Source organism: Bacteroides sp. 51 (assembly GCF_010500965.1).
In the GTDB taxonomy this organism is placed as follows: domain Bacteria; phylum Bacteroidota; class Bacteroidia; order Bacteroidales; family Bacteroidaceae; genus Bacteroides.
The window spans coordinates 92,956-116,254 of the sequence record NZ_QVMI01000006.1; the positions used below are offsets into that span (position 1 = coordinate 92,956).

General features: G+C 45.3%; 10 protein-coding genes. 5 read left to right on the top strand and 5 right to left on the bottom strand.

The genetic code is table 11. From position 1 onward, the window contains the following. The first annotated feature begins 239 nt into the window (after positions 1-239). The 5 genes from D0T87_RS06910 to D0T87_RS06930 all read left to right on the top strand — a co-directional run bounded on the left by D0T87_RS06910 (position 240) and on the right by D0T87_RS06930 (position 14,180). The gene (locus D0T87_RS06910; protein WP_163174152.1) at positions 240-2,786 is read left to right on the top strand and encodes a hypothetical protein; all 2,547 of its coding nucleotides are present in this window, start codon (positions 240-242) and stop codon (positions 2,784-2,786) included. A gap of 750 nt (positions 2,787-3,536) precedes the next feature. Next, positions 3,537-6,866, top strand: a complete 3,330-nt coding sequence (locus tag D0T87_RS06915) for a SusC/RagA family TonB-linked outer membrane protein (protein ID WP_239063527.1) — start codon at positions 3,537-3,539, stop codon at positions 6,864-6,866. A 20-nt stretch (positions 6,867-6,886) separates the two neighbouring features. Next, on the top strand, positions 6,887-8,860 hold the full coding sequence (locus tag D0T87_RS06920) for a SusD/RagB family nutrient-binding outer membrane lipoprotein (RefSeq protein WP_163174156.1): 1,974 nt from the start codon (positions 6,887-6,889) through the stop codon (positions 8,858-8,860). A gap of 16 nt (positions 8,861-8,876) precedes the next feature. Next, positions 8,877-10,190 (top strand): glycoside hydrolase family 99-like domain-containing protein, encoded by a 1,314-nt coding sequence (locus D0T87_RS06925; protein WP_163174158.1) that lies wholly within the window; start codon positions 8,877-8,879, stop codon positions 10,188-10,190. Between the two features lie 300 nt (positions 10,191-10,490). Next, positions 10,491-14,180 carry a glycoside hydrolase family 2 TIM barrel-domain containing protein gene (locus D0T87_RS06930; RefSeq protein WP_163174160.1) on the top strand — a complete coding sequence of 1,230 codons (3,690 nt, stop codon included), beginning with the start codon at positions 10,491-10,493 and terminating at the stop codon, positions 14,178-14,180. A 1,297-nt stretch (positions 14,181-15,477) separates the two neighbouring features. Here the strand turns inward: D0T87_RS06930 and D0T87_RS06935 are convergent. The 5 genes from D0T87_RS06935 to D0T87_RS06955 all read right to left on the bottom strand — a co-directional run bounded on the left by D0T87_RS06935 (position 15,478) and on the right by D0T87_RS06955 (position 23,295). Beyond that, positions 15,478-17,097, bottom strand: a complete 1,620-nt coding sequence (locus tag D0T87_RS06935; protein ID WP_370526823.1) for an arylsulfatase — start codon at positions 17,095-17,097, stop codon at positions 15,478-15,480. 87 nt (positions 17,098-17,184) lie between these two features. Continuing rightward, positions 17,185-18,285: a family 43 glycosylhydrolase gene (locus D0T87_RS06940; RefSeq protein ID WP_163174164.1), complete on the bottom strand. Its 1,101-nt coding sequence runs from the start codon at positions 18,283-18,285 to the stop codon at positions 17,185-17,187. A 4-nt stretch (positions 18,286-18,289) separates the two neighbouring features. After that, the gene (locus D0T87_RS06945; protein WP_370526824.1) at positions 18,290-20,155 is read right to left on the bottom strand and encodes a glycoside hydrolase family 2 protein; all 1,866 of its coding nucleotides are present in this window, start codon (positions 20,153-20,155) and stop codon (positions 18,290-18,292) included. A gap of 19 nt (positions 20,156-20,174) precedes the next feature. Then, positions 20,175-21,905, bottom strand: coding sequence for an arylsulfatase (locus tag D0T87_RS06950; protein ID WP_163174168.1), 1,731 nt, complete (start codon positions 21,903-21,905; stop codon positions 20,175-20,177). Positions 21,906-21,930: 25 nt separating this feature from the next. Further along, on the bottom strand, positions 21,931-23,295 hold the full coding sequence (locus tag D0T87_RS06955) for a sulfatase (protein ID WP_163174170.1): 1,365 nt from the start codon (positions 23,293-23,295) through the stop codon (positions 21,931-21,933). Between the last annotated feature and the right edge of the window lie 4 nt (positions 23,296-23,299).

Consider the following 23,299-nt stretch of genomic DNA (forward strand, 5'->3'; position numbering starts at 1 on the left):
AAAGAGCAGATAACCTAAAGGTTTTAAAGATTGTTTTGGCGGGATGCTTTAACAGCTTGTGTCGATCTCCGGTACAAGCTGTTGCTATTTTTGTTTTATTTCCAAATTATATGTATAATTGTTGTATGGAATGTTTTTTATACCTGTTCTCCTGCAAATAAGTCTCTGTTTATAAAGGAAGGACGGCTCTTTTTTTTGTATTTTTGCATTATCCGCTAAATTGATTGATACTAAATACTATGAAACATCGATTACTGATACTGATTCTCCTTCTGTATTGTTCTGCCGACGGAATAGATGCTTCTTCTTTGCATGATTACGGGCTTTATTTCAAGTCGCATTCGGTGCCGGCCGAACAACGGACCTCTCTCTTCCTGGACAATAATCTACCCTTCCCCATAAAAAATGAATTTGCTGTTTCTTTTCAGATGTACGTGCGCAACAACGAACCGGATTTCGGTTCCATTCTCCATTTGCATACGAATACACAACAACTGATACGTTTTTCGCTTGTGGCAGGAGAGGGAAGTCACTTCCCTGCTTTGGTATTTAACGAAGGGATCGTTCCCTTTAATATTCCCATTGTGCGCGAAAAATGGTTGGATGTTTCTGTGCGGCTTCGTTTGAAGGACAATGTGGTTGAGGTGGATTATGATGGAAAAAAGATATCGGCCATGGTGCCCCTGCAAGGGGCGGAAAGTGTTACCGCCCTGTTCGGACAAATGAATAATTACCTGGCAGATGTGGCCCCCGTCAATATGAAAAACGTAATTGTCATTCAAGATGGTGAGCAAACGCGCGAATGGAAGTTGTGGAAACATAACGCTGATATCTGCCACGATGAAAAACAGGGAGCCGTGGCACGTGCACTCAACCCTTTCTGGTTGATAGACAATCATGTGGAATGGAAACAGGTGTATCGGGAAAAGATTCCGGGCAGGTTGGATGTGGCTTTCAATGCCCGCGAGGCTTTGTTCTATCTCGTCAGACCCCAGTCTATAGAAGTGCTGGACGAGGATGGTGTGCGGCAGCGCGAGATTATCGTGCGCGGTGGGTATCCGGCGATGGAGTATACGAACCACTTATTATATGACACATTGAGCAACAAACTGGTGTCCTACAACTTAAAGAAAGGTACCGTTTCTTATTTCTCGTTCGATACGGAAACATGGAGTGGTAAAGTACAAGATAGGGAAGAGTCTTATTATTACAACCACGCCCGTACGTTTAACCCGGCCGATTCTTGTTTTTACTTTTTCGGCGGATATGGCTTTTATCAATACCGCAATGAACTTTTCCGCCTGAAATCCGGATCAGACAGGGTAGAGAAGGTAGAATATGAACATCCGTTCTCTCCCCGTTACTCTGCCGCTGCCGGGGTGGCTGGCGATGAGTTTTTTATTTTCGGGGGACGGGGAAATAAGTATGGGAAACAAGAACTGAGTTCGCACTTCTATTTTGATTTGTGTGCTATCAATATAAAAACACGGCAGTCTCGTCTGGTTTGGAAGAAAAACACCTTTAAGGAAGGTACTCTGATGGCTTCTTCCATGTATTTCGAACCGTCGGATAGTTCTTTCTACGCCATATCCATGCAAAACGGTGGAACGTTGTGGAAGGTTTCTATGACGGATTCGGTTTACGTCAAAGCCTCGAAGCCTATTCATAATGCTGTAAATTATCAGGATTGCGATTTTAGTCTTTATGCTTCTCCTTCCCGCGGAAAACTCTTTCTGGTGTTGGATAAGATTATGAGCGATCACTCGCACGATGCCGCCATTTATTCTATCAATATGCCTTTGCTGAGCGAGGTAGATATCATGCAGCCGGTGGTTGAAGAGACATCTGCAAGTCGGTGGTATATCTACGTAGTAGGTGCGTTGCTGCTGATTGGTTTGGGAGGTGTTCTGTTGCTTTATTACTCGAAACGTGGCGGTAGTCCGGAGGAAGTTCAGGACACTGTTGTTCAGGATGTTTTGGAAGCACAAGAAACATTCAACAAGAAACCGGCTCCGGAGGTGGTGCCGGCTTCTGCCGCGGTGACCAATTATTATGACCGCAGTCGTGCGTCCATTTCCTTATTGGGTGGTTTCAATGTGCGCGATAAGAAAGGGCACGATATTACCTCCAATTTCACACCGCGCCTGAAGCATTTACTTATCTTATTGATAATCTATACCGAGAAAAACGAGCAGGGTATCTTGGCATCCAAGACCACCGGAATATTGTGGCCTGAGAAAGACGAAACCTCTGCCCGCAACAACCGGAATGTGAACTTGCGGAAGTTGCGCGTATTGCTGGAGAGCATCGGAGATGTAGAAGTGGTGGTGGAGAATAACTTCCTGCATATCAAATGGGGGGAGGATGTCTTTTGTGATTATCATACGCTGTTTGCCTGCATCCGCCAGTTTAAGCAGGAAGAAAGTACGGAGCTGCTCAACCGCATTCTCGAACTGCTGCTTTATGGTCCTTTGTTGCCAAATACGCTTCTTGATTGGTTGGACGATTTTAAGGAGGCTTACTCCAGCTATTCCATAGATTTACTGAAAAATTTGTTGGAAACCGAAGGTAGCCGCAACCATCAGGATATGATTATCCGCATTGCCGACATCATGTTCCTGCACGACCCATTGAATGAAGAAGCGCTAGCCGCCAAGTGTGCCGTGTTCTCTGCACAAGGAAAGAAAGGCATTGCCCGGAATGTGTATGATCGTTTCTGCAAGGAGTACAAAGATTCGATGGGCGAGGATTATAAGGTTCCGTTTGCCGAGATTTACAGGAATTAGGCTACAGGTTTTAAAGACTTCTTTACATGTGTATACGGTTGTAATATACCCATACCCGTTAGTGTTGTCGAATAATTCCGCGTTTACCCCCCCCCCCCCCCCCCCCCCCCCCCCCACCCCGCCCGCCCCCCCATCCGTCTTGTCCTGTTTTCTCCTTCCGGTATACCTGCCAGTGCGGGTGAGGAAGTGGAGTTGCATTTCACGATTCCATCTGATATACGAAGTAGCTTGTTTNTTTTTTATTTTATTTTGGTTTTATATATCCCCCCCCCTTTTTTGTTTTTGTAAATTTTCCGCTTTTCCCCCCCCCCCCCCCCCCCTCCAGAAGTCTTGTGGCCTTGTTTTTGCGTTTGCAGCAAACATCAACCTGCGTTTGCAGCAAACGCAATGTTGTCTTTGCTGCAAACACAAGTCTGCGTTTGCAGCAAACGCAAAATGGAGTGTCGAAGGAGTGAAATGAAATAGTAAGTAATCTATACTTCTTCCTCATTTCCAACCTCATTTTCAACTTGCTCCGATTAATTACTCAATTAATCGTTTTTTAATTGCCAATTAATCGCAATATCCCTTTGTTTTTTATTGTCCCCCGCTTCCTTTGACGAAAATTAATCTTAAATAAGTAATCTTAATAACCTTATGAAAAACAGAAATCGAAACCCTTAATTACTGCCTTGTGTACCCGAAAAACCTCTTTGGGAGAGAACTAATCACAATTTGTATAACGATTGTTTTTAATAAATCATGGAAAACATGAAACAACACCAAACTATTTTAGCAATAAGGAAATATTATGAAAGGTATTTCGCTTTAATTTTATTATTGTTCTGCGTTTCGGCTTTGCAGGCGCAAAACCGAACACTGAAAGGACGAGTGACCGATGAAACGGGTGAGCCATTGATTGGCGCCAGCGTAATGCTGGTAGGCGGTACAAATGGTACTGTAACAGATTTTGATGGCAACTATTCTATTCAGATTGCTGATAATGCAGTCTTGAAATACTCTTTCATCGGCTATAAACCGAAGTCCATCAATGTAGGAAAAGGAAAGACAGTGTTGAACGTAACACTGGAAGAAGATGCCATTATGCTGGAACAAACAGTTGTCGTGGCAATGGATATGCGCCGCGATGAAAAGTCGCTGTCAACCGCCTATCAGAAAGTAGATACGGAAGGTATGCAGGAAACACGCGATGCCAACTTCCTGAACATGTTGAGCGGTAAGGTAGCCGGTCTTCAGGTTATATCAAACGGTCCTGTCGGTTCGGCCTCCGTTGTTATTCGTGGTATGAACTCCATCACCGGTAATAACCAACCGCTTTATGTTATCGACGGTTTGCCTATTATTAATGATGTGGACACAGGCGAAGCTGGTCTTGACTACGGTAACCCGGCTGCCAGCCTTAATCCGGACGATATTGAGAGCATGACCGTACTGAAAGGTGCTAATGCATCGGCTCTTTACGGTTCTGACGCTGCCAACGGTGCTATTATCATTACAACGAAAAAGGCCAGCCAGAAGCGTGGACTTGGGGTGACTTACTCTACCAACCTCCAGTTCTCCACCCTGCAACAGTACCCCATCTACCAGAATGTATATGGATCGGGCGAAAGCAACGGTCTGAAGAAAGAAGGTTTTAACTACCTGGCAAACAATAATCTGCCTTATGACTCCTCTTTAGACTATGGTATCTTCCGCGTAGCTGCTTCTAACCAACGTTCTTGGGGTATGCCAATGATTGGATTCGACATGATTGGTCGTACCGGTCTGGAAAAACAATATACTCCGTCAAACACGCTGCTCGATCTTTACAGTACATCTCACGCGTGGACTAACGCAATCAGCGTAGAAAAAGCAACCGAGATGGCTTCGGTACGTCTTTCTTATACCAATGTAACGAGCGACGACGTGATGATGAAGCAAAACGAACTGAAACGTAACATCGTAAACCTGCGTGCCAGCTTCAAACCCATCAAACCTTTTAATATTGATGTGGGCGTGCGTTATACGAATGAAAAGGTAGACAACCGTAATGCCCGTAACTCAGACAAGAAGAATCCTCTCTATACGGCTGCATGGATGCCGCGCGACTTGTCTATGGGCGAATTGACTCCCTGGAAGAAAGAAGACGGTACATTAATTTCCTTCCCCGGTGGTTTCGTTAACCCGATGTGGTGTTTGAATGAAATCAGCAATCAGGACGAGAAGAACTGGGTGCTGGGCGATATTACATTAAATTATGAGATCCTGCAAGGGCTGAAACTGCGTACCAAAATAGCAGTTGACTATAACTCCAAAAACGGCTGGTATTTTGTAAATATGTATGGTGGTCCCGATGTAGAAAACAACGACGGGTTGTACCACGAATTCACCGAAACATATAAAAATATGACTTATGAAGCCATGTTGAGCTACAACAAGCGTTGGAAAGACTTTAACGTATCGGCTGCACTCGGTGCTTCTGCGCAAGATTATGTAAACAAGAAAATAACCTCTATCGTAGAAACATTGCTGATGCCCGACTTGAAGAGTTTGGCCAACAACGGTGGAACAATGAAGTCGGAACCTTACTACAACGCTAAGAAAAAACAAGCCATATATGGTACCGCCAGCATTGGCTATCGCGACCTTGTTTATCTGGACTTTACAGGACGTAACGACTGGACCTCTACACTCCCTGAAGATAACCGTTCTTACTTTTACTCCTCTATCGGTGCCAGCTTCATTCTGACAGAGGCTTTCAAGAATATCCCTGAGGAGATACTTTCGTTTGCTAAGTTCCGTGGTAGCTACGCCCGTGTAGGTAACGACACCGGTTTCGACCAATTATTAGATGGTTTAAGCTATGCAGCCATGTTCAACGGTACACCTTGGTTCTCTAGTGGCAACAAGAAGTTGAATGCCGATCTGAAGCCCGAACGTACAACGTCTTACGAGTTGGGTGCCGACCTGAAATTCCTGAAGAACCGCATTGGTATTGACTTTACTTACTATAATAAAACCACCAGAGATCAGATCCTGAACTCACAGATATCTAAGGTGAGTGGTTATAACGAAGCAGTCTTTAATGCCGGTAAAGTAAAGAACTGGGGTACGGAGTTGAGCGTTTCGCTTATTCCTGTTCAAACGAAGAACTTCCGCTGGGAGAGTACCTTAAACTGGGCAAAGAACAACAGTGAAGTATTGGAACTTGCCGACGGCATGGACCGTTTCCGTTTGAGTGGTGCAGAAGGTGTTATTGATTTCTATATTGAGAAAGGTCACTCTATGGGTACGCTATATGCTAAGATGGCCAAAATGGATGAGTTTGGTAATGTTCTTTGTAACAATGAAGGTAAGCCATTGGAGCAAGCCGACCAGTTCCTTTGCGATGTATCTGCCAAATGGATGGGTGGATGGCGCAACTCGTTCCGCCTGGGCAATTTCTCGGCTTCCGTATTGTTTGATTTCCGCAAAGGCGGTAAGATATGGTCCTCAACAGCACACCAGGGTACCCGCGACGGACAGACTATCCAATCGTTGGAAGGTCGCGACGAATCTTTCTTCAGTCAGATGGTATTAGGTGAGAATGGCGAAGAGCGTGCCGGATTCCTGCAAACTCAGCATACCACAAACCCGAATGCTTCGCAAAACAGAGGCGAAAAGGACCCGGGTAAGGTGTTGGTTGGCTATAATGACTGGCGTGCAAAAGGTATTCTAACTCCAAATGGTATCTTTGATGAGAGCGTAGGTATCCGTGCAGGTCAGTCGGTTGCCGATAGCAACTGCTGGGTGCAGGCTTCTAGTTACTGGATGAATACAGGCTCCAACGCCCGCTACTTCTTGTACGATGCCTCGTTCATTAAGTTGCGCGAAGTAAGTGTCAGCTATGACTGTCCACGTAGCCTGCTCAAGAAAATGGGTGGAGTTTTCCAGAGTATGAAGATCGCTTTTGTTGGACGTAACCTGGGTACACTGAAACAAAACACTCCAAACGGTATCGATCCTGAGGCAGCTTCTTCATTGGGAGTTATTCAAGGTATTGAAAGAGGTTTCAGCCTGCCTACTGCTACTTACGGTTTTGATTTTAAAGTAACATTCTAATGCTTTTAAAAAAGAACAATATGAAAAGAATAAATAAACTGATATTGGGTACTGCGTTGGTTGCTGCGTCGCTCAGTGCTTGTACGGACGACTTTACTGACACCAATATGAACCCCAACAAAATATATACAGCCCGCCCGGAGTATGTGTTTCCCGGTGTAGTCTATAACTCCATGCGAACCATTCAGGAGATGAACTACCGTTGGCTTGCTACACTGGCTCAGTATAATGTACATTGGAGCGAACAAAAGGATACGGAAGACATGAACTACTTCGAAGGTTTCTATGTGAAGTCTCTCAAAGACCTGGTGAAACTGGAAGATGTATATGTGGGTAGTGAAGAATATGCCAACGTGGGCAATATGCTTTTGACCTGGAAGTGTTACCTTTATTATATCATGGTGACCACTTGGGGAAATGTTCCTATGAGCGAAGCTAATTCAAAAAGCATTCAGGTGTCATATAAGTACGATAGCGAGGAAGAAATCTACAATTATCTGCTTACTACGCTGGATGAGGTTGTGAAAAGCTATAACCTGAATGGCGATAAAATCACAGGCGACCCATTGTTTGGCGGTGATGTGGCTAAATGGCGTAAATTCTCCAATTCCCTGCGTTTGCAAATAGCGCTGACTATTCAGAATATGGATAAGAGTCTGGCAGAAGACAACATCCGTAAAGCGCTGACTGGCGAAAACATCAACTACCTGCTGGATAGTGATGCTATCTTCCAGTTTGGTTCAGACCTGAGCAACGATGCTTCATGGGTTTATCAGTCTTACATCCAGAAATTTGAAACAGGTACTGTAGATGGTTGGGGTACGTATGCTGCTATGAGCCACAATTTCTTCCTCTACATGCGTTCTTACGACGACCCACGTTTGCCGAAGTTTGTACAAGAGGCTAAGGGAAAAGACAGCTCTATCTTACAGAATGATACGCTAACACGCGTTAATCCGGACTATCCGCAATACCGCGACTCCATCCTTGTTAACTATCGTCTTCCTTATAAAGCCCGTCAGGACTTTAAGGATGTACCTTCGGGTTGGATTGTAGCTACAGACCCTAACAGCCCGACAGGTGAAACGTATCGTAGTCCGTTTGGAAACATCAATAAAGGCAACAATGAATGTCTGGTTAGTTATGACTTTGTAAAGGTGAACTCCATTGTGCCGGTACTTACGGCAGCAGAAGTAAGCTTTATGAAGGCCGAAGTGGCTGTGAAGTATCCTGGAGTTCTGGGTGGTACGGCTCAGCAATATTATGAAGATGGTATTCGCGCCAGTATGAAGCAATGGGGTGTTAATGATGCCAATGTTGCTGCTTATCTGAACCGGGACGGTGTGAAATGGAATACGAACGGCGATGGCCTTTGGGAATACCGTCACTTCTTCAAAGCCGACATTAAGGGGCAAGGTGGTGAAAGCGGTCATCTGGAGCAGATATACAAACAGTGGTACATTGCCGATTTCTTTAACGGACATGCCGGCTGGACATTGGAACGCCGCACACGTGCCATAGGTTTCCCACCGCACTTCTTCAACGGTGCAGTGCCTACTGAAGGCAGTAACGGTATCTGCGAATGGATGATGGAACGTTTCACATATCCCATCAACGAGCAGAGTGCTAATGCTGCGGGCTATGCACAGGCGGTAATTGATTTGCAGAAGACTTCACCTGCTCCCAATCCGGTGCGTGGTGGCGACAACTACTTTACACTGTTGCGCATTGCCGCTCCTCAACCCAATGGTGGTGACCTCTCGTCATGGTTGAGTGGTAATATTGTTTATGACGGCAAATTTGTTTTCCATTGGTATGGTAGTACCCTCGAAGATGTATTTACGGCTACCGGTGCTTCCAGCGAAGAAGAACTGAAAGAGTTAATCAGCTTTGAAGTCGTTAATGTGAAGAGTACCTACGATCCTGTGACCGGGAAAGTAATGGTATGGGATAGTGAAACCGGCGAATGGAAAGAGAAGGTAACTGAACAATAAAAAACAGATGAGAACTATGAATAAGATATTATTTTATGTAATGGCGGGTATGGTGTTGTTTACCTCCTGCGACAGAGATGAAGGACCGGATGTGGATGACAACTTCCTGAACTTTGAGATTCCTGTGATCAAACAGACTGAGGAATATCCCGTAGGTGTATATTATAGAAACCCCGGTGGTGGCGGTCAGGATAAGGCGCGTTACGAGCGTATGATGATGGAGTTTGATACCAAAGAAGGACGTCTAGGCCCTTGGTTGGAACCGGTACTGGGTAACTATGGTATTGATCAGAATCCTAACAATATCACCGATGTGATGATAGAGGTTGTGCAACAGCAAGTAGACTGGTGCATTGACGGAGGGGTGGATTTCTGGATTTATCCTGCTATCAAGGCAAAGAAGAATACATTGGCGCCTAACTGTATGGAAGGTGATGAGCGTCTCTACAACATATTGCGTGGTACAGTAGGCAGTGATGTGAAGGGTTCAGGAAAGAAAGTGAATATGAAAAGCCTGAATTTTGTTGCTACCGTGAACATCGAAGATCCTCTTTGTAAAAATAACTGGGAAACGTATAATGCAGATGGTACACTGACCGGGAAAAAGACAACTACGCTGAGCAACACTGTACTGCTGAATGAGAACAACGACATTTGTTCGTGGGTAGACGGTAAAGGCTATACGCGTACGGATATGTTTGTTGAGTTCTTCAAGTCGCTGAACACGTTCTTTCAGGACGAACACTATTACCGTGTGAATGGTAAACCGATGGTGGTTTTGCAGAATGCGCACAAACTTTATACGGCCGACTGTAAGGGCTTCTACAATGATCTTCGCGCAGCAGTGAAGGCGGCTATCGGTGAGGATTTGTTCCTGGTAGCTCAGCAAGATCAGTGGTCGCCTCCTGCACGCTTTGAGTATTTCTACAAAGGTGTGGATGCTGTTACTAACAAGAATATGCTCAACAATAGTGAGTGGACCCGCTCTGTAGCTTACGATAAGTTTATCTACCTGAACTGGGAATATCACCGTGAGTTCTTCCGCGACAACTGGAGTGGTACTGACTTTATCCCAACCGGAGCGCCTGCATTTAATAAATGGGTGGACAATCAGGAGAAGGATAAACCGACAGTGTTCCACGATCCCGATGTTTTCCGTACGATGTGTAATGTGATGAAGTCTCAGGCAGGTCAGCACAAGATTGTGTTCATCGACTCGTTCAATGACTTCCAGTATACTTCGTTCATTGAACCAACAAAACCCGATTACGGTAATGGTTACGGAACTAAGTTCCTGGATATCATCAAGGAAGAGTTCGACGTACGGTAAGGTCATTGTCTTTTTCTTAAGATATTAAGATATTCCTTTCGTTATTGAATAATGAGACTCTCCTCGTGGTATAAGTAACCGGCGAGGAGAGTCTTTTTTGAAATGAAACGGGATGGGGAATGCGTAAAACGGTGTGGAAAGGAGTTAATTCTATACTGCGCCAAATCCACCCCCTGCCCCCGCCAGCGGGGGATAGGCTGCGCTACACAGTGTCTCCGCAAGGTATCCCCCGCTGGCGGGGGCAGGGGGTGGACGGTGAAATAACGTAAAACCCTACAAAAATGAATAACCCCATAAATCATGAATAAAATCCATAAACTATTTCTGGCTTGTGTCTGCGCCGCCTTCCCCCTGGCCGCATGGACTCAAACCACGTGGAGTAACGACTTCTCCAACCTCAACGAGTCGCTAAAAACCGTAGGCCGCGGAACATGCAGCATTGTCGACGGCATCTTCCGCTCCCAAGGCTCGTACGCCCTCTTCGGCAATCCTGAGTGGAAAAACTACACCATGTCTTTTAAAGCCCGTGCCCCCAAAGGAGCCGATCAGGTACAAATTTGGGCCGGCTTCCGTACGCACAACCGTTTTGACCGTTACGTAGTAGGCATCAAAGGCGGATTGCAGGACGACCTCTACCTCATGCGCACCGGCTATATGGGTACCGACGAATTTATGGGCATCCGTCCCCTCGGCTTCCATCCCGTTCCCGGCGAATGGTATAAAATGAAAGTCGAAGTCTGCGGCAGCCGTATCCGCGTCTTTCTGAATGACGAAAAACTGCCGTACATCGACCTGGAAGACAAGAACGGCAGTCTCGCTCCCTCCGGCGAAGTAGCCCTGGGCGGCGGATGGATAGAAACCGAGTTTGACGACCTCACCATAACCCCTCTGCCGGAAGATGCATTGAAAGATGTACGCGTGGCAGAGTATCACAAGGTAGCCACACCACAGGAAAAAGAAAATAAACGCCGCAGCGAGCGTGCCGGCTACTCGCCTGTAAAACTGGAAACATTAACCGGCAGCCGTACCGACATCAACCTGGATGGTAACTGGCTTTTTATGCCCGACTATCAACTGGATGATAAAGACAAAGCCGTATCCGCACAGACCGACGATCAGGATTGGCACGTGATGACCGTACCTAACTTCTGGACCCCTATCCGCATCTGGCTGCATGGCGAAACGATGCCGTCGCCCACAGGACCACAACCCAAAGGTGTATCTGACACCTATTATCAACAGGAAACAGACCGTTGCGAGAACTATACATTCGACTATCGCCGGCTAAAATACGCCTGGTATCGCCAATGGCTCGAATTGCCCGCCGAAGTAGATGGTAAGAACCTGACCCTGACCTTCGACGCCGTATCCAAACTCGCCGATATCTACATTAACGGTACACTAGCCAAATCGCACCTCGGCATGTTTGGCGAGATTCAAGTGGACGGTAGCAAATTGTTGAAGCCCGGTAAGAACCTGATTGCCGTGAAAGTAACACGCAAACTAGATGGTAGCGAGGCGGAAGCGGCCGACGCGATTGATTTCTTCTACTCGTCCGTCCGCGAAAGCGAACAGGAAGATGCAAAGGTGGCTGTGAAGAAAGATGCGCTTCTGAAAGAGATTGCCCACGGTTTCTATGGCGACGAACCCGCCGGCATCTGGCAGCCCGTAAAGTTGACGGTTACCAGCCCCGTGAAGGTGGAAGATGCCTTTATTAAACCCGCATTGAGCGGCGCCACTTTTGATGTGACCGTGAAGAACCACGACAATAAGAAGACACAATTTGATCTTTATACTGACATCATTGATAAAGAAACCGGATCTACGCTTTATAGCGGACTCTCGCTACAAAAACTTGTATTGAATGGTAGTGAAGAGAAAATGGTGACCTATAGCATTGACGATTTGAAACCACGCCTTTGGACCCCGCAACACCCCAATCTATATGACTTCCGTTTCCGTCTGGTTGCCGCCAAAGGTGCTGAACTGGACTGCCTGACAGAAACCTCCGGTTTCCGTACATTTGAAGTAAAGGAAGGACTTTTCTTCCTCAACGGAAACCGGTATTGGCTGCGTGGTGGCAATCACATTCCGTTTGCACTGGCTCCGAACGACCAGAACCTGGCCAACACCTTTATGCAGTTGATGAAGCAGGGAAATGCCGACGTAACCCGCACACACACCACGCCGTGGAACAAGCTCTGGATGGGCGCTGCCGACACTAACGGCATCGGTGTCAGCTTCGAGGGCACATGGTCCTGGCTGATGATTCACTCCACACCCATTCCCGACCGGAGGCTGATAGACATGTGGCGCGACGAGTTCCTCGGCTTGCTGAAGAAGTACCGCAACCATCCATCCCTGCTCTTCTGGACGGTGAACAATGAAATGAAGTTCTATGACAATGATAACGACCTGGAACGTGCTAAAGAAAAGTTCCGCATCATCTCGGATGTGGTAAAAGAGATGCGCCGCATTGATCCCACACGTCCCATCTGTTTCGACTCCAATTACCAGGCCAAGGGTAAGAAAGAAAAGTTTGGCGCCGACTTCATGGCCAGCGTTGATGATGGCGATATTGACGACATGCACGGCTATTATAACTGGTATGACTACTCGCTCTTCCGTTTCTTCAATGGCGAATTCCAGCAGCGGTTCAAGCTACCAAACCGTCCGCTCATCAGCCAGGAAATGTCTACCGGCTACCCAAACAACGAAACCGGACATCCTACCCGTTCCTATCAGTTAATTCATCAAAATCCTTATACACTGATTGGTTATGAGGCTTACGACTGGGCCGACCCGGCTTCGTTCCTGAAAGTGCAGTCCTTCATTACCGGCGAGTTGGCTGAGGCCTTCCGGCGTTCCGACGATCAGGGTTCGGGCATCATACACTTCGCCTATATGACTTGGTTCCGCCAATGCTACAATTACCAGAACATTGAACCCTGGCCTACTTACTATGCCCTGCAACGTGCTTTGCAGCCCGTACTGGTCAGTGCCGAACTGTGGGGACGCAATCTCTATGCCGGCGAGAAGCTAACTACGCGTTTCTATGTGGTAAACGATCGTGAGGACGGTACGGACCTGCAACCCTCTGTGCTTCGTTGGGAATTACAAGATGAAACAGGAAAGAGACTCATCGGAGGAAGTGAAGAGATCCCGGCAGTGAAGCATTATAGACGTCATTATATTGAGCCGGAGATTTACTTGCCCGCCCATTTACCATCAGATAAAGTAAAAGGCAAACTGGTGTTGAAGCTAACAGAAAACGGTGTACCTGTTTCGGAAAACGAATACGAGCTATTATTCGCTCAAAAAGAATGGAATACTGGTAAAGTAATGGAAGGTAAGAAAATCATGTTGTTAGATAAGGCCGGTACACAAGATGATCTTCGCTTTCTGGGTGTTAACTATCAGTCGGTTACCTCTGTCAAAGAGATGCTTGATGCCAAACGCAAAGCCGATCTTTGTGTGATCTCGGGTTTGACGACCTGCACGGACGAAGAAGCAAAACTTCTGCGTATTTATCAGTCAAACGGTGGAAAATTGCTTTTCCTCAACAGCAAGGAAACAGCCCGTAGTGTTTACCCTGAATATATAACAGATTGGATTATCCCTACCGAGGGCGACATCGTAATCATGGAGCGTAATGATGCCCCGGTATTCGATGATATTGATGTATTGGAATTGCGCTACTTCAACAATAACAAACGTGAAATTCCATTGGCTTGTAACGCTACACTGAAAGCCGTTCGCCACGAGAACGTAACGGAACTGGCGGGACAAATGAAGATTCATGCATATATCGACGGCGGTAAACCGGAAGACCGTATTGAACGCATAGAGTCTATGCGTGGACTGACGTTACTGCAAATCTCCGATGGCAAAGGAAAGTCCCTTGTTTCGACGTTATGTACCGAAAAGGCAACTACCGACCCTATTGCAGGTAAGCTGTTGGTGAATATGATGAATGAGTTGCTGAAATAAAAGGAATATTGGTCGTATATTTTATATGTGAGAGTGTGTCGTAAAATGACACTTATGACACACCTCTCTCATTATATGCTTAAATAAGAGGTTTGATAGTGTAATTTACTAAAATAATGGTTTCGTTTATATTATTGATAATGAAGATTTACAAATATAGGATATACTCGTGGTTTTATAGTTGTATTTGTCGGAACATATGAATATCTTCAAAAAAGAGAAATACACAAGAATACATATCTTTATCGTGACTCCGAATTTGACGGATCTGTACTGTTTTATAAACTCGATGGATTATTTATAAACGGCTGGGTATATTCTAATGGAAAGATTGTCCAGAATCAATTTACATTTTGTTAGTTCTGCTCCAAAACGTTTCAAATAGCCTACCTTTGTTCGTGAACTGAAAAATGCTCCGTATTTGTTGTTTGGTGAATGCAAAATGATAGTTTGTTTGGGTTTTGTGTGTTTAATTGCTGGAATGTGTTTTTGTTTTATTTTATTTAGTTTGGTAATTTGTTTGTTTTCTATCAATATGACTTTCTTGGACTCTTGGTAAAAGCGATTGAAATAGGAAATATAACTTTAAAATTCACTCTTCTTCCCGAGTCTTTCCTCTTTTCCTGCTCGAAAAAATGGAATTAAAACCTTTTTATCCCTCTTGTTTGTTCCTTCCTGTTTTCTTGTTAAACACATGGGCTTGCTACGTTAACACGTCAACTTTCTACAGTAACGCGGTGAGTAGTCACACTTAACACGGCGTGTGGTAGTTATTAACACCACAGTTGACCTGTTATACCAGAGAGTTAGCTTGTTAAACAAGAAAATAAGAGAGAACTATCAGGATATTCCGGTTTTTTATCAGCGAATTAGCCCGTTTGAGTTGAAAAAGCACTTTTTCCTCTCTTTTTTAGCTGAAATTCTTCTTTTAGATAATAAACAAATCGGCTCTAGACTTATTCTGGAGCGTATCTTGCACTTTAAATGGATGAAAATTGTTATTGGGGGATTGTCATAAAGAGAATAAAATGATAAAAAACGAATCAATTTGATGATTATATTTGCAAATACGGATCGATTAGATATTTTTCAAAACACTTAAAAAATAGATTCTAAGAGTCAGAATAGCAGAAGTTTGTGCGTAAATACAAAATCCCTCAGATTTTAATGTTGCCTCGGAGCAACTAAAACCTGAAGGATTAATGTTAAGTTTGAATGATCTTCTTAAAATAAAAGCCGTAATGACTTGAATTGTAAACAGAATTCAGACTTAAGACGTTTAATCGTCTGCTTTCTTCTACGGTGCAGGCAGAACCATGCATCGCTTAGCCCATGCTCCGTATTTATCTTTCATCTCAGCCAGTTTTTCAGGATATTGTCCAGCAACATTCCTTAATTCCGTTCGGTCATTATTCAGGTTATAGAGTTCCCATTTCTGGTTCTTTCCAGCTTTTTGAACGATCTTCCACCCATCATTTCCGACAAAAGCTTTTTCATTGAAATGTTCAAATCCGATATAGTCATGACCTTCGCGAGTACCGGTTTTGAAAATAGGGTTGAGGCTTTTACCTTCCAGCGGAATAATCGTTTTTCCCTGATATGTTGTAGGATATCCGGCACCAGCCAGATCAATGCAAGTAGCCATAATATCCATTACATGTCCCATTTCCGAAGTGATTGCTCCTTTCGGTTGTTCAATGCCTTTTGGCCAATGGGCAATCATTGGGGTGCAAACACCGCCTTCATATTCGCGTGCTTTCCAGAAACGGAAAGGTGTATTGGCCACGTTTGCCCATGCTGCACCTATGGATGCAAATGTAGTTTCCGGACCGGGGAGCACTTCTTTGTTCTTCGGATAGATAATTTCGCGACCATCCCGGGTCAGATCCGGCCTGTCGTTTTCTCCCGGTGGGTAATTCTGGCAATTCTCGCTACTGCAACCATTATCGGACAGGAACAGGATTAAGGTATTCTCGTATTCACCGTTCGCTTTTAAGGCTGCAACCAATTCGCCAATTCCCTGATCCATCCGGTCAATCATGGCTGCATGAACGGCCATGGCATGCGCATCCCATTCCTGGTGGGGATTCTCTTCCCAGCTATCATTAAACTGGCGGGGAGAAAGGAAATCATCGGCATCTCCGAAAATGCCAAGCTCTTTCATTCGTTCGTAACGTTTTTCACGAATGGCGTCCCAACCTACTTTATAAGTATCTTTATATTTGGCAATATCTTCGGGTAAAGCATGTAGCGGCCAGTGGGGTGCAGTATATGACAAGTACATGAAAAATGGCTTGTCTGATTTTGCATAACGGTTTACATAGGATATGGCCGAATCACTAAGTGCTGTTGTTATATAGTAATCTTCTGGGACCTCGCGTATGGGCTCCTCTCCGTTGACCAGACTAAACGGGTCGAAGTAATTCACCACACCGTAAATTACCCCGTAATAATCTTCAAATCCCCGGCTTGTAGGATAATATTTTCTATCAGCGAAATCCGGATGATATACCTGGTGGGCCAACCATTCCCGCTGATCGGGTTGGAGCGGAGTTTCTGCCACATGCCATTTTCCAATCATTCCGGTTTGATAACCATTTTCTTTCAGCACCTCTGCAATGGTGACTGCATTGTCTGATAATTGTCCACGGTATCCGGGTAGATTTTGATTGAATGTCATGCGTCCTATTCCGGCCTGATGTTGGTATAATCCGGTTAAGAGCGAAGCGCGTGTGGGGCAACTGCGGCTGCAATTGTAGAATTGGTTGAACCGTATGCCCTGGGCAGCCAGATTATCAAGATTAGGGGTCTGTATCTCGCTTCCGTAACAGGATAAATCGGAGTAACCGAGGTCATCGGCAAGAATAACGATGATATTGGGCCGGGCATCTTTCTGAGCTTTACAAGACATGGTCATTCCAGTCAGTAAAGCCAGCGAGCCCAGTTTAATAAATTGATCTCTTTTCATGGTTTAAATATACGAAGAAAGTTTTACTATAAACTGTTAGCGAACGGACTTTTGAAATTTCTGAACTTCGTCCGGTCCGGGTACTGCATAGTGTGGATCTTTCGCCTGTATATACACATCTCCGTTGAGCTGAAGTTTAATTTCCAGAGGAACGATTGTAGTTCCCTGCTGATTGATAGTATAGGCATTGTCGCTCAGATCGCGCTTCTGAATGTTTTTACTGTCTAGTGGTTTCGTATCCGCATTGTAGAAAGCTGTACACCACCAATTACCGTTTTTATCTTTAAAAGGTGTGCCATGTCCCAGAAAACGGCCCAAGAACCTGCGCTCAGAGAAAGGGCCGGTTGGACTATCGGATGTACAATAGTAAAGGTTATAAGAACCTTTTCGTCCTTTGTCGGTAGACCATGCCGTGCCTATGTATACATACTTCTTTCCAAATTTGAGCATGGTTGTTCCTTCATGTCCCATTTTCCGGTTGGCTGGGGTGATTTGTGTAGCCGGTCCGGAGAAGCCACTGAAATCTTTCTTCAGCGGGCGGATATAGAATTTATGAAATCCCCACAAGAGATAGGACTGTCCGTTATCATCCATAAAGAAAGAAGGGTCGTGCTTGTCCAGAAAAGTCTTGGGGTTGTGATTTGTCCATGGGGCTTTAATCTCGGGTCCGTTAGTCAAGGCAAGTCCGCTGACGAATTTGGGGCAATATACCATGAGCCAACGATTGCCTACCCAATGTAGTTCGGGTGCCCATAAACGTTGTTTCGACCAATCTACCTGTACGCTATCTTTAAACAATGGGGTTTCTTTTAATGAAAAAGGAGAGTCCAGATATTCCCAATCAATCAGGTCTTTGCTGCGCCATACTTGCATTTTATACCCTACGGCGCTTTTTTCTCCCAATCCGGTGTTATAATAATCGGTTTGTTCTTTGGGATCTTTGGGGAGTCGGGTGGTACCGGTGAGGTAATAGTAATCATCGGGTCCCAGAACAATATACGGATCACGAATCCAGCCGTCCTTGATGTGGACGGCTTTTTCGTGTTTGTCAATGGCTTTCAGCTTTTCATCGCCTCCCGCCTTTGCATGATTCGAGATAAAGAGTAGAATAGGTAAGATAAAGAGTAGCTTTTTCATTTCATTACTTTTGAGGTTCTTTACTAAAAATAGCATGTATCCGCTTTATGTCGAATTTAGGAGTGCGGTCATAATAATAAAGACCATTCTGTTCCTGTTCCACATCAGTGAGTTGCGTATAGCAATATCCCCACATGTGCTCTTGCAAATCCAGTAAAGCATCTATTTGCCCTTCCAGACGGGTATAGAATTCTTTCAGCGTTCTTGGTGGGTCGCCATAGCCCCAGGATTGATTCTTTACATTAGTGGCCACTTCGTTTTCCTGATTCTTTGCCCACTTAATGCCACCGAATTCATCAATCATATACGGAATATCACCTTTATATTCAGGGAAGATATAGTGATTGAAATCTTTTAATGAATTGAACCCAATGTTGAGTGTCGGTAGCTGGGTCTTCCGGCGTTGCGTCTGGAAGTACTCTCCATTATCATAAACTATCTTTTTCAGCTTTCCCGGATCTTGCTCATAATGGTGTATCGTCCATATATCTGTTTTGATATGCGCTCCACCGCTGGCGGTATTCACCGGACGGGTATTGTCCAGTGCTTTGGTGATGTTATACAGATCTTCCACAAAACGGGGATATTGCACTCTGTCGGGCCAGAACTCTTCGTTCAACGGTGTCCAGATCAATAGCGAGGGGTGGTTGCGGTCGCGCAGCACCAGTTCGCTCCATTCGGTGATGAAGTTCCGGGCCACTTCTATGTTGTTGGCATCCATTCCCCAGCTCGGTGCTTCGCCCCAGGTGATATATCCTAACTTATCCGCCCAATAATAGAAACGTTCTTCAAAAGCTTTCTGATGTAAACGTGCTCCGTTGAATCCGATTTCCATAGAGATTTCAATATCACGCTTCAATGCTTCGTCCGACGGGGCAGTCCATATACCATCCGGGTAAAATCCCTGATCCAGTACCAGACGTTGATAGTACGGCTCATTGTTCAGGTAAATCTTTTTCCCTTCGATATGCACCTTCCGCATACCTGCATAGGAGCGGACTTCGTCTATGACTTTTCCCTTCATATCTGTTACCTGATACGTAATATCATATAAAAAAGGAGATTCGGGACTCCAATGCTTCGCATTCTTTATCGGAAGAACAACCATCGAACTGTTCGTGGCCTTAACGGTTTTCTGTGCCACTGTTTTATTACCATCTTTTACAAGAATGTTCAATTCATTTTGGCTATCGTTATAAAAACGAGGTTGAATGACCAGTTGGTTTTGATCAATATCCGTCAGGATATAGGCAGATTGTAATCCTTCCGACGCTACGGCTTCCATCCATACGGTTTGCCAGATACCGGTAGTGCGGGTATAATTGCAGCCGTAGGATTCCAGTCGTAAGCATTGTTTCCCAGCCGATTGCTTGGCATTGCGGATATCGTTACTGGCATAAACTACCAGATTGTGGCTTTTACCCGCGGTTACCAACCGGGTAATATCAAAGCTAAAGGAGGAGCTGCCGCCAAAATGCCGGCCTACGAACTTGCCGTCAATATAGACCTCAGAGTTGAAATAAACTGCTCCGAAGTTCAACATAATCTTTTTACCGTTCCAGTTTTGCGGTACATTGATTGTACGTTGATACCAAATGTGGTTGATAAAGTCCGTATATCCCACTCCGGATAGTTTGCTTTCCGGGCAAAAGGGAACGATGATCTTTCCATCGAATCCGGTGGCGGAAGGATAACCCTTTTCAAGACCGCTTCCGGAAAAGTCCAAGGTATAGTTCCATTCGCCATTTAGGTTGACCCAGTCCGCCCGCTCAAATTGCGGGCGTGGATATTCCGGACGGGGTTGTGCGGCTGAAATAGTCAGCACGCAGACGAATAAGTAAATTATAATAAAACCTATTGATTTCTTAATATTCATAATTGAAAACTGATTAATGATTAGCGGGACCTTTTAATTGGTGCGGCCACGGTTTTACATGACAGCGGATAGCGAATTCTTCCCATTGTGCGGCCATCTCTTTTACTCTTTCAGGGTATTTTGCAGCCAGATCATGCTGTTCTGTACGGTCATTCTCCATATCATAAAGCGACCACGCACTTAATGGTATATCTTCGGTTTCTTCATGAGCGGATTTATAAACGAGCTTCCATTTCCCTGAACGAATGGCCCGGTTGCCTTCATGTTCCCAATACAGCGGACGGGTATAATTGAACTTGTCTTTACTGAAAGAGGGCATAAGGCTTATTCCCTGGTACGGCGTAATGTCGATACCCTTGAATGTTTCCGGATAAGTGGATTGTGAAGCATCCAGGAAGGTAGCCATGATGTCCGGTAATTGTCCCGGCTGCCACCGTTTGTTGTTCTTAGAAGCTTTTATCCTGGCTGGCCAGTGAACGATAAGTGGTGTGGATATACCGCCTTCGTGTACCCAATGTTTGTATTCCCTGAAAGGTGTGTTGCTGGCATATGCCCATCCTTTGCCGTAGGCAATATACGTGTCGGGACCTCCCGCCATGGTACCTACTCCCTGCATTACAGGACGTCCGTCGCGTGTGCGGTAAGGGATTAACCGGGTTTGCAGTTCATCTTTTTCCATGGGAATCAGTTCTTTTCCTTGGGGTACTTTTACTGCTGTAGGTTTCTGTGGCTGACGTCCCAGTGGTTCGGCACAGCCTCCGTTATCTTGCAGGAAGACAATGATGGTGTTTTCCAATTGGTTGGTTCTTTCGAGGTAACTCACCAGCCGACCGATGTTTTTATCCAGATTGGACACCATGCCTGCATATACTTCCATCAACCGGGTTTCGAATTTCTTGTCTTTAGCTTCGTCCCATTTACCGACGGTTTCGTCTATGCTCAGCGCCCATTTTTTATCCAGGATACCTTGTTGTTGCATCTTTTTATACTTCTCTTTCCGAAGCTCTTCCCAGCCCTGATCGAACCGGCCTTTATAGGGTTCTATATCTTCCTCTAGTACCTGCATAGGCCAGTGAGCCGAGGTATAGGCTACATACATAAAGAACGGTTGCCGGTCGTTCCTCTTTTCCAGGAACTTGATTGCATTGTCGGTAATGGCGTTGGTATAATAGAACGTTTCCGGTTTATATTCCGGATCATTCTCCGGGGTGATGTATTCATTGCCACGGCATAAGGTTTGGGGATCATAGAAACTTCCTCCTCCGGCTATTGTTCCGTAGTAATGGTCGAACCCTCTTTGTAGCGGCCAATTATGCTTTGTTCCGTCTTTCTTCATAAAACGGGTCATGTGCCACTTGCCCACTGCAAATGTTTCGTATCCGTTGCTTTTCAGCACCTCACCAATGGTTACGCAGCTGTTATTCAAGTCGCCCCGATAACCATCTTCCCCCCGGTTATCGGTCATGTGGCCGATTCCGGTTTGGTGCGGATGCAATCCGGTCATTAAGCTGGCTCTGGACGGGCAGCTTCGGGCTGTGTTGTAGAATTGCATATATTGCAATCCTTTATTCGCCAGATTGTCCAGTGCGGGAGTTTCAATCACTCCTCCGTAACAACCGATATCCGAATATCCCATGTCGTCGGACATGATGAGGATAATATTCGGTCTGTCCTGTGCCGTTACGCTTATCAATCCTGCACCGGAGAAAGCGCAGACTGTGGCTAATATATTTTTACCTTTCATATCAATATTTGTTTTAAAATGGATCTTACTTGTTTTTGAATTCCACATCCATAGCAATCCCTTTATCTCCTTGCTGATTCATCCAACTTCCCAGTTCCGTCCTCATGTGGGCAATGCGTTTGACATGCTTTTTCTCGTGGGCAAGGTTGTGCAGTTCCCACGGATCTTTTTGCAGGTCGTAGAATTCGATGGCAGGTCGCTTTACGAAACGGTTCACGTTATCGCGTGCATCGGTATCCGTCTCTGCACTTTTTACCCAGCTTGGCCAAACGGACCGGGGATTTTCGAGGTTCATCATATGTTTCTCGAAGTAATCCGTTTCGGACGTCAGGTTTACAATCAGTTTATACCGCTTGTCCTGAATGCTGCGAATGGGGTAGGCTGTTCCTTCGGGAATATTATTATGTATACCATAACTCCACTCCCTATGCTCCTTTTTCTTTCCGAATAGAACTTGTAGGCAGCTTTTTCCATCAATGCCCACTATTTCATCGCCACCGGCAAACTCCATCAGCGTGGGCAATACATCTTCATATTGCACGAGGGCATCGCTTGTTGTTCCGGCTTTTATTTTATCCGGATAACGGGCTATGAAGGCACTGTTCTGCCCATAGCGATAGGAGGTCCATTTTCCGTAAGGGAACTGTGGACCTTGTTCTCCCAGAAATATAATCAGGGTATTATCCAACTTGCCTGTTTTTTCTAAGGATTGCAGTACAGCTCCTACTTCTATGTCCAACGCTTCAATCTCTGCCAGATATGTAGCGAATAATTCCCGCGTCTGGCGATTATCCACACAGTTGGGAGGTAAGATTACTTTATCCGGATCAAACTTGTCCGCGTTTCCCCACGTCCACGGTGCATGCGGATGAATGCTGCATACATAAAGGCAGAAAGGCTGATTATCCCGGGTCATATACTCTTCGATACCATCGGTGGTAAAGTCTGCGGTAGTAGAAACGCAATTCACTTCAAAACCAGGTATTTCTTCAAACTGATATACCGAAAGCGGTCGTGTATGTCTTTTCCCGGCTCTTCCTACCCTATAGCCTGCTTCGGGCAGGTAATGAGTTACGCTTTTGATATTCTTAAATGAATTCTTATGGTTTTGATACGAACCGTGCCGTGCCGGATATAATCCGGTGTACAACGAAGCGCGTATGGGTACACTCATAGCTGCGGAAGCATAATTGTTCGTCAGCCGGATACCTTCGGAAGCCAGTCGATCTATATTAGGGGTCTGTACGTTCTGCCCGCCATAGCAACCCAGCTCGCATGTGCCTAGGTCGTCGGCCATAATGACTACGATATTGGGCTTCTCCTGTGCCCACGATAACGTGGGCAACATGAGTAAGGAAAGCCCCAGGTGTCTGGAAAAGAATTTATTCATACGA

Bases quoted from the DNA above. Each gene is read 5' to 3' on its own strand.
- D0T87_RS06910 (WP_163174152.1), top strand. From the start codon at position 240: ATGAAACATCGATTACTGATACTGATTCTCCTTCTGTATTGTTCTGCC.
- D0T87_RS06935 (WP_370526823.1), bottom strand. From the start codon at position 17,097: ATGACCATGTCTTGTAAAGCTCAGAAAGATGCCCGGCCCAATATCATC.
- D0T87_RS06955 (WP_163174170.1), bottom strand. From the start codon at position 23,295: ATGAATAAATTCTTTTCCAGACACCTGGGGCTTTCCTTACTCATGTTG.
- D0T87_RS06920 (WP_163174156.1), top strand. From the start codon at position 6,887: ATGAAAAGAATAAATAAACTGATATTGGGTACTGCGTTGGTTGCTGCG.
- D0T87_RS06930 (WP_163174160.1), top strand. From the start codon at position 10,491: ATGAATAAAATCCATAAACTATTTCTGGCTTGTGTCTGCGCCGCCTTC.
- D0T87_RS06915 (WP_239063527.1), top strand. From the start codon at position 3,537: ATGAAACAACACCAAACTATTTTAGCAATAAGGAAATATTATGAAAGG.
- D0T87_RS06950 (WP_163174168.1), bottom strand. From the start codon at position 21,905: ATGAAAGGTAAAAATATATTAGCCACAGTCTGCGCTTTCTCCGGTGCA.
- D0T87_RS06940 (WP_163174164.1), bottom strand. From the start codon at position 18,285: ATGAAAAAGCTACTCTTTATCTTACCTATTCTACTCTTTATCTCGAAT.
- D0T87_RS06925 (WP_163174158.1), top strand. From the start codon at position 8,877: ATGAATAAGATATTATTTTATGTAATGGCGGGTATGGTGTTGTTTACC.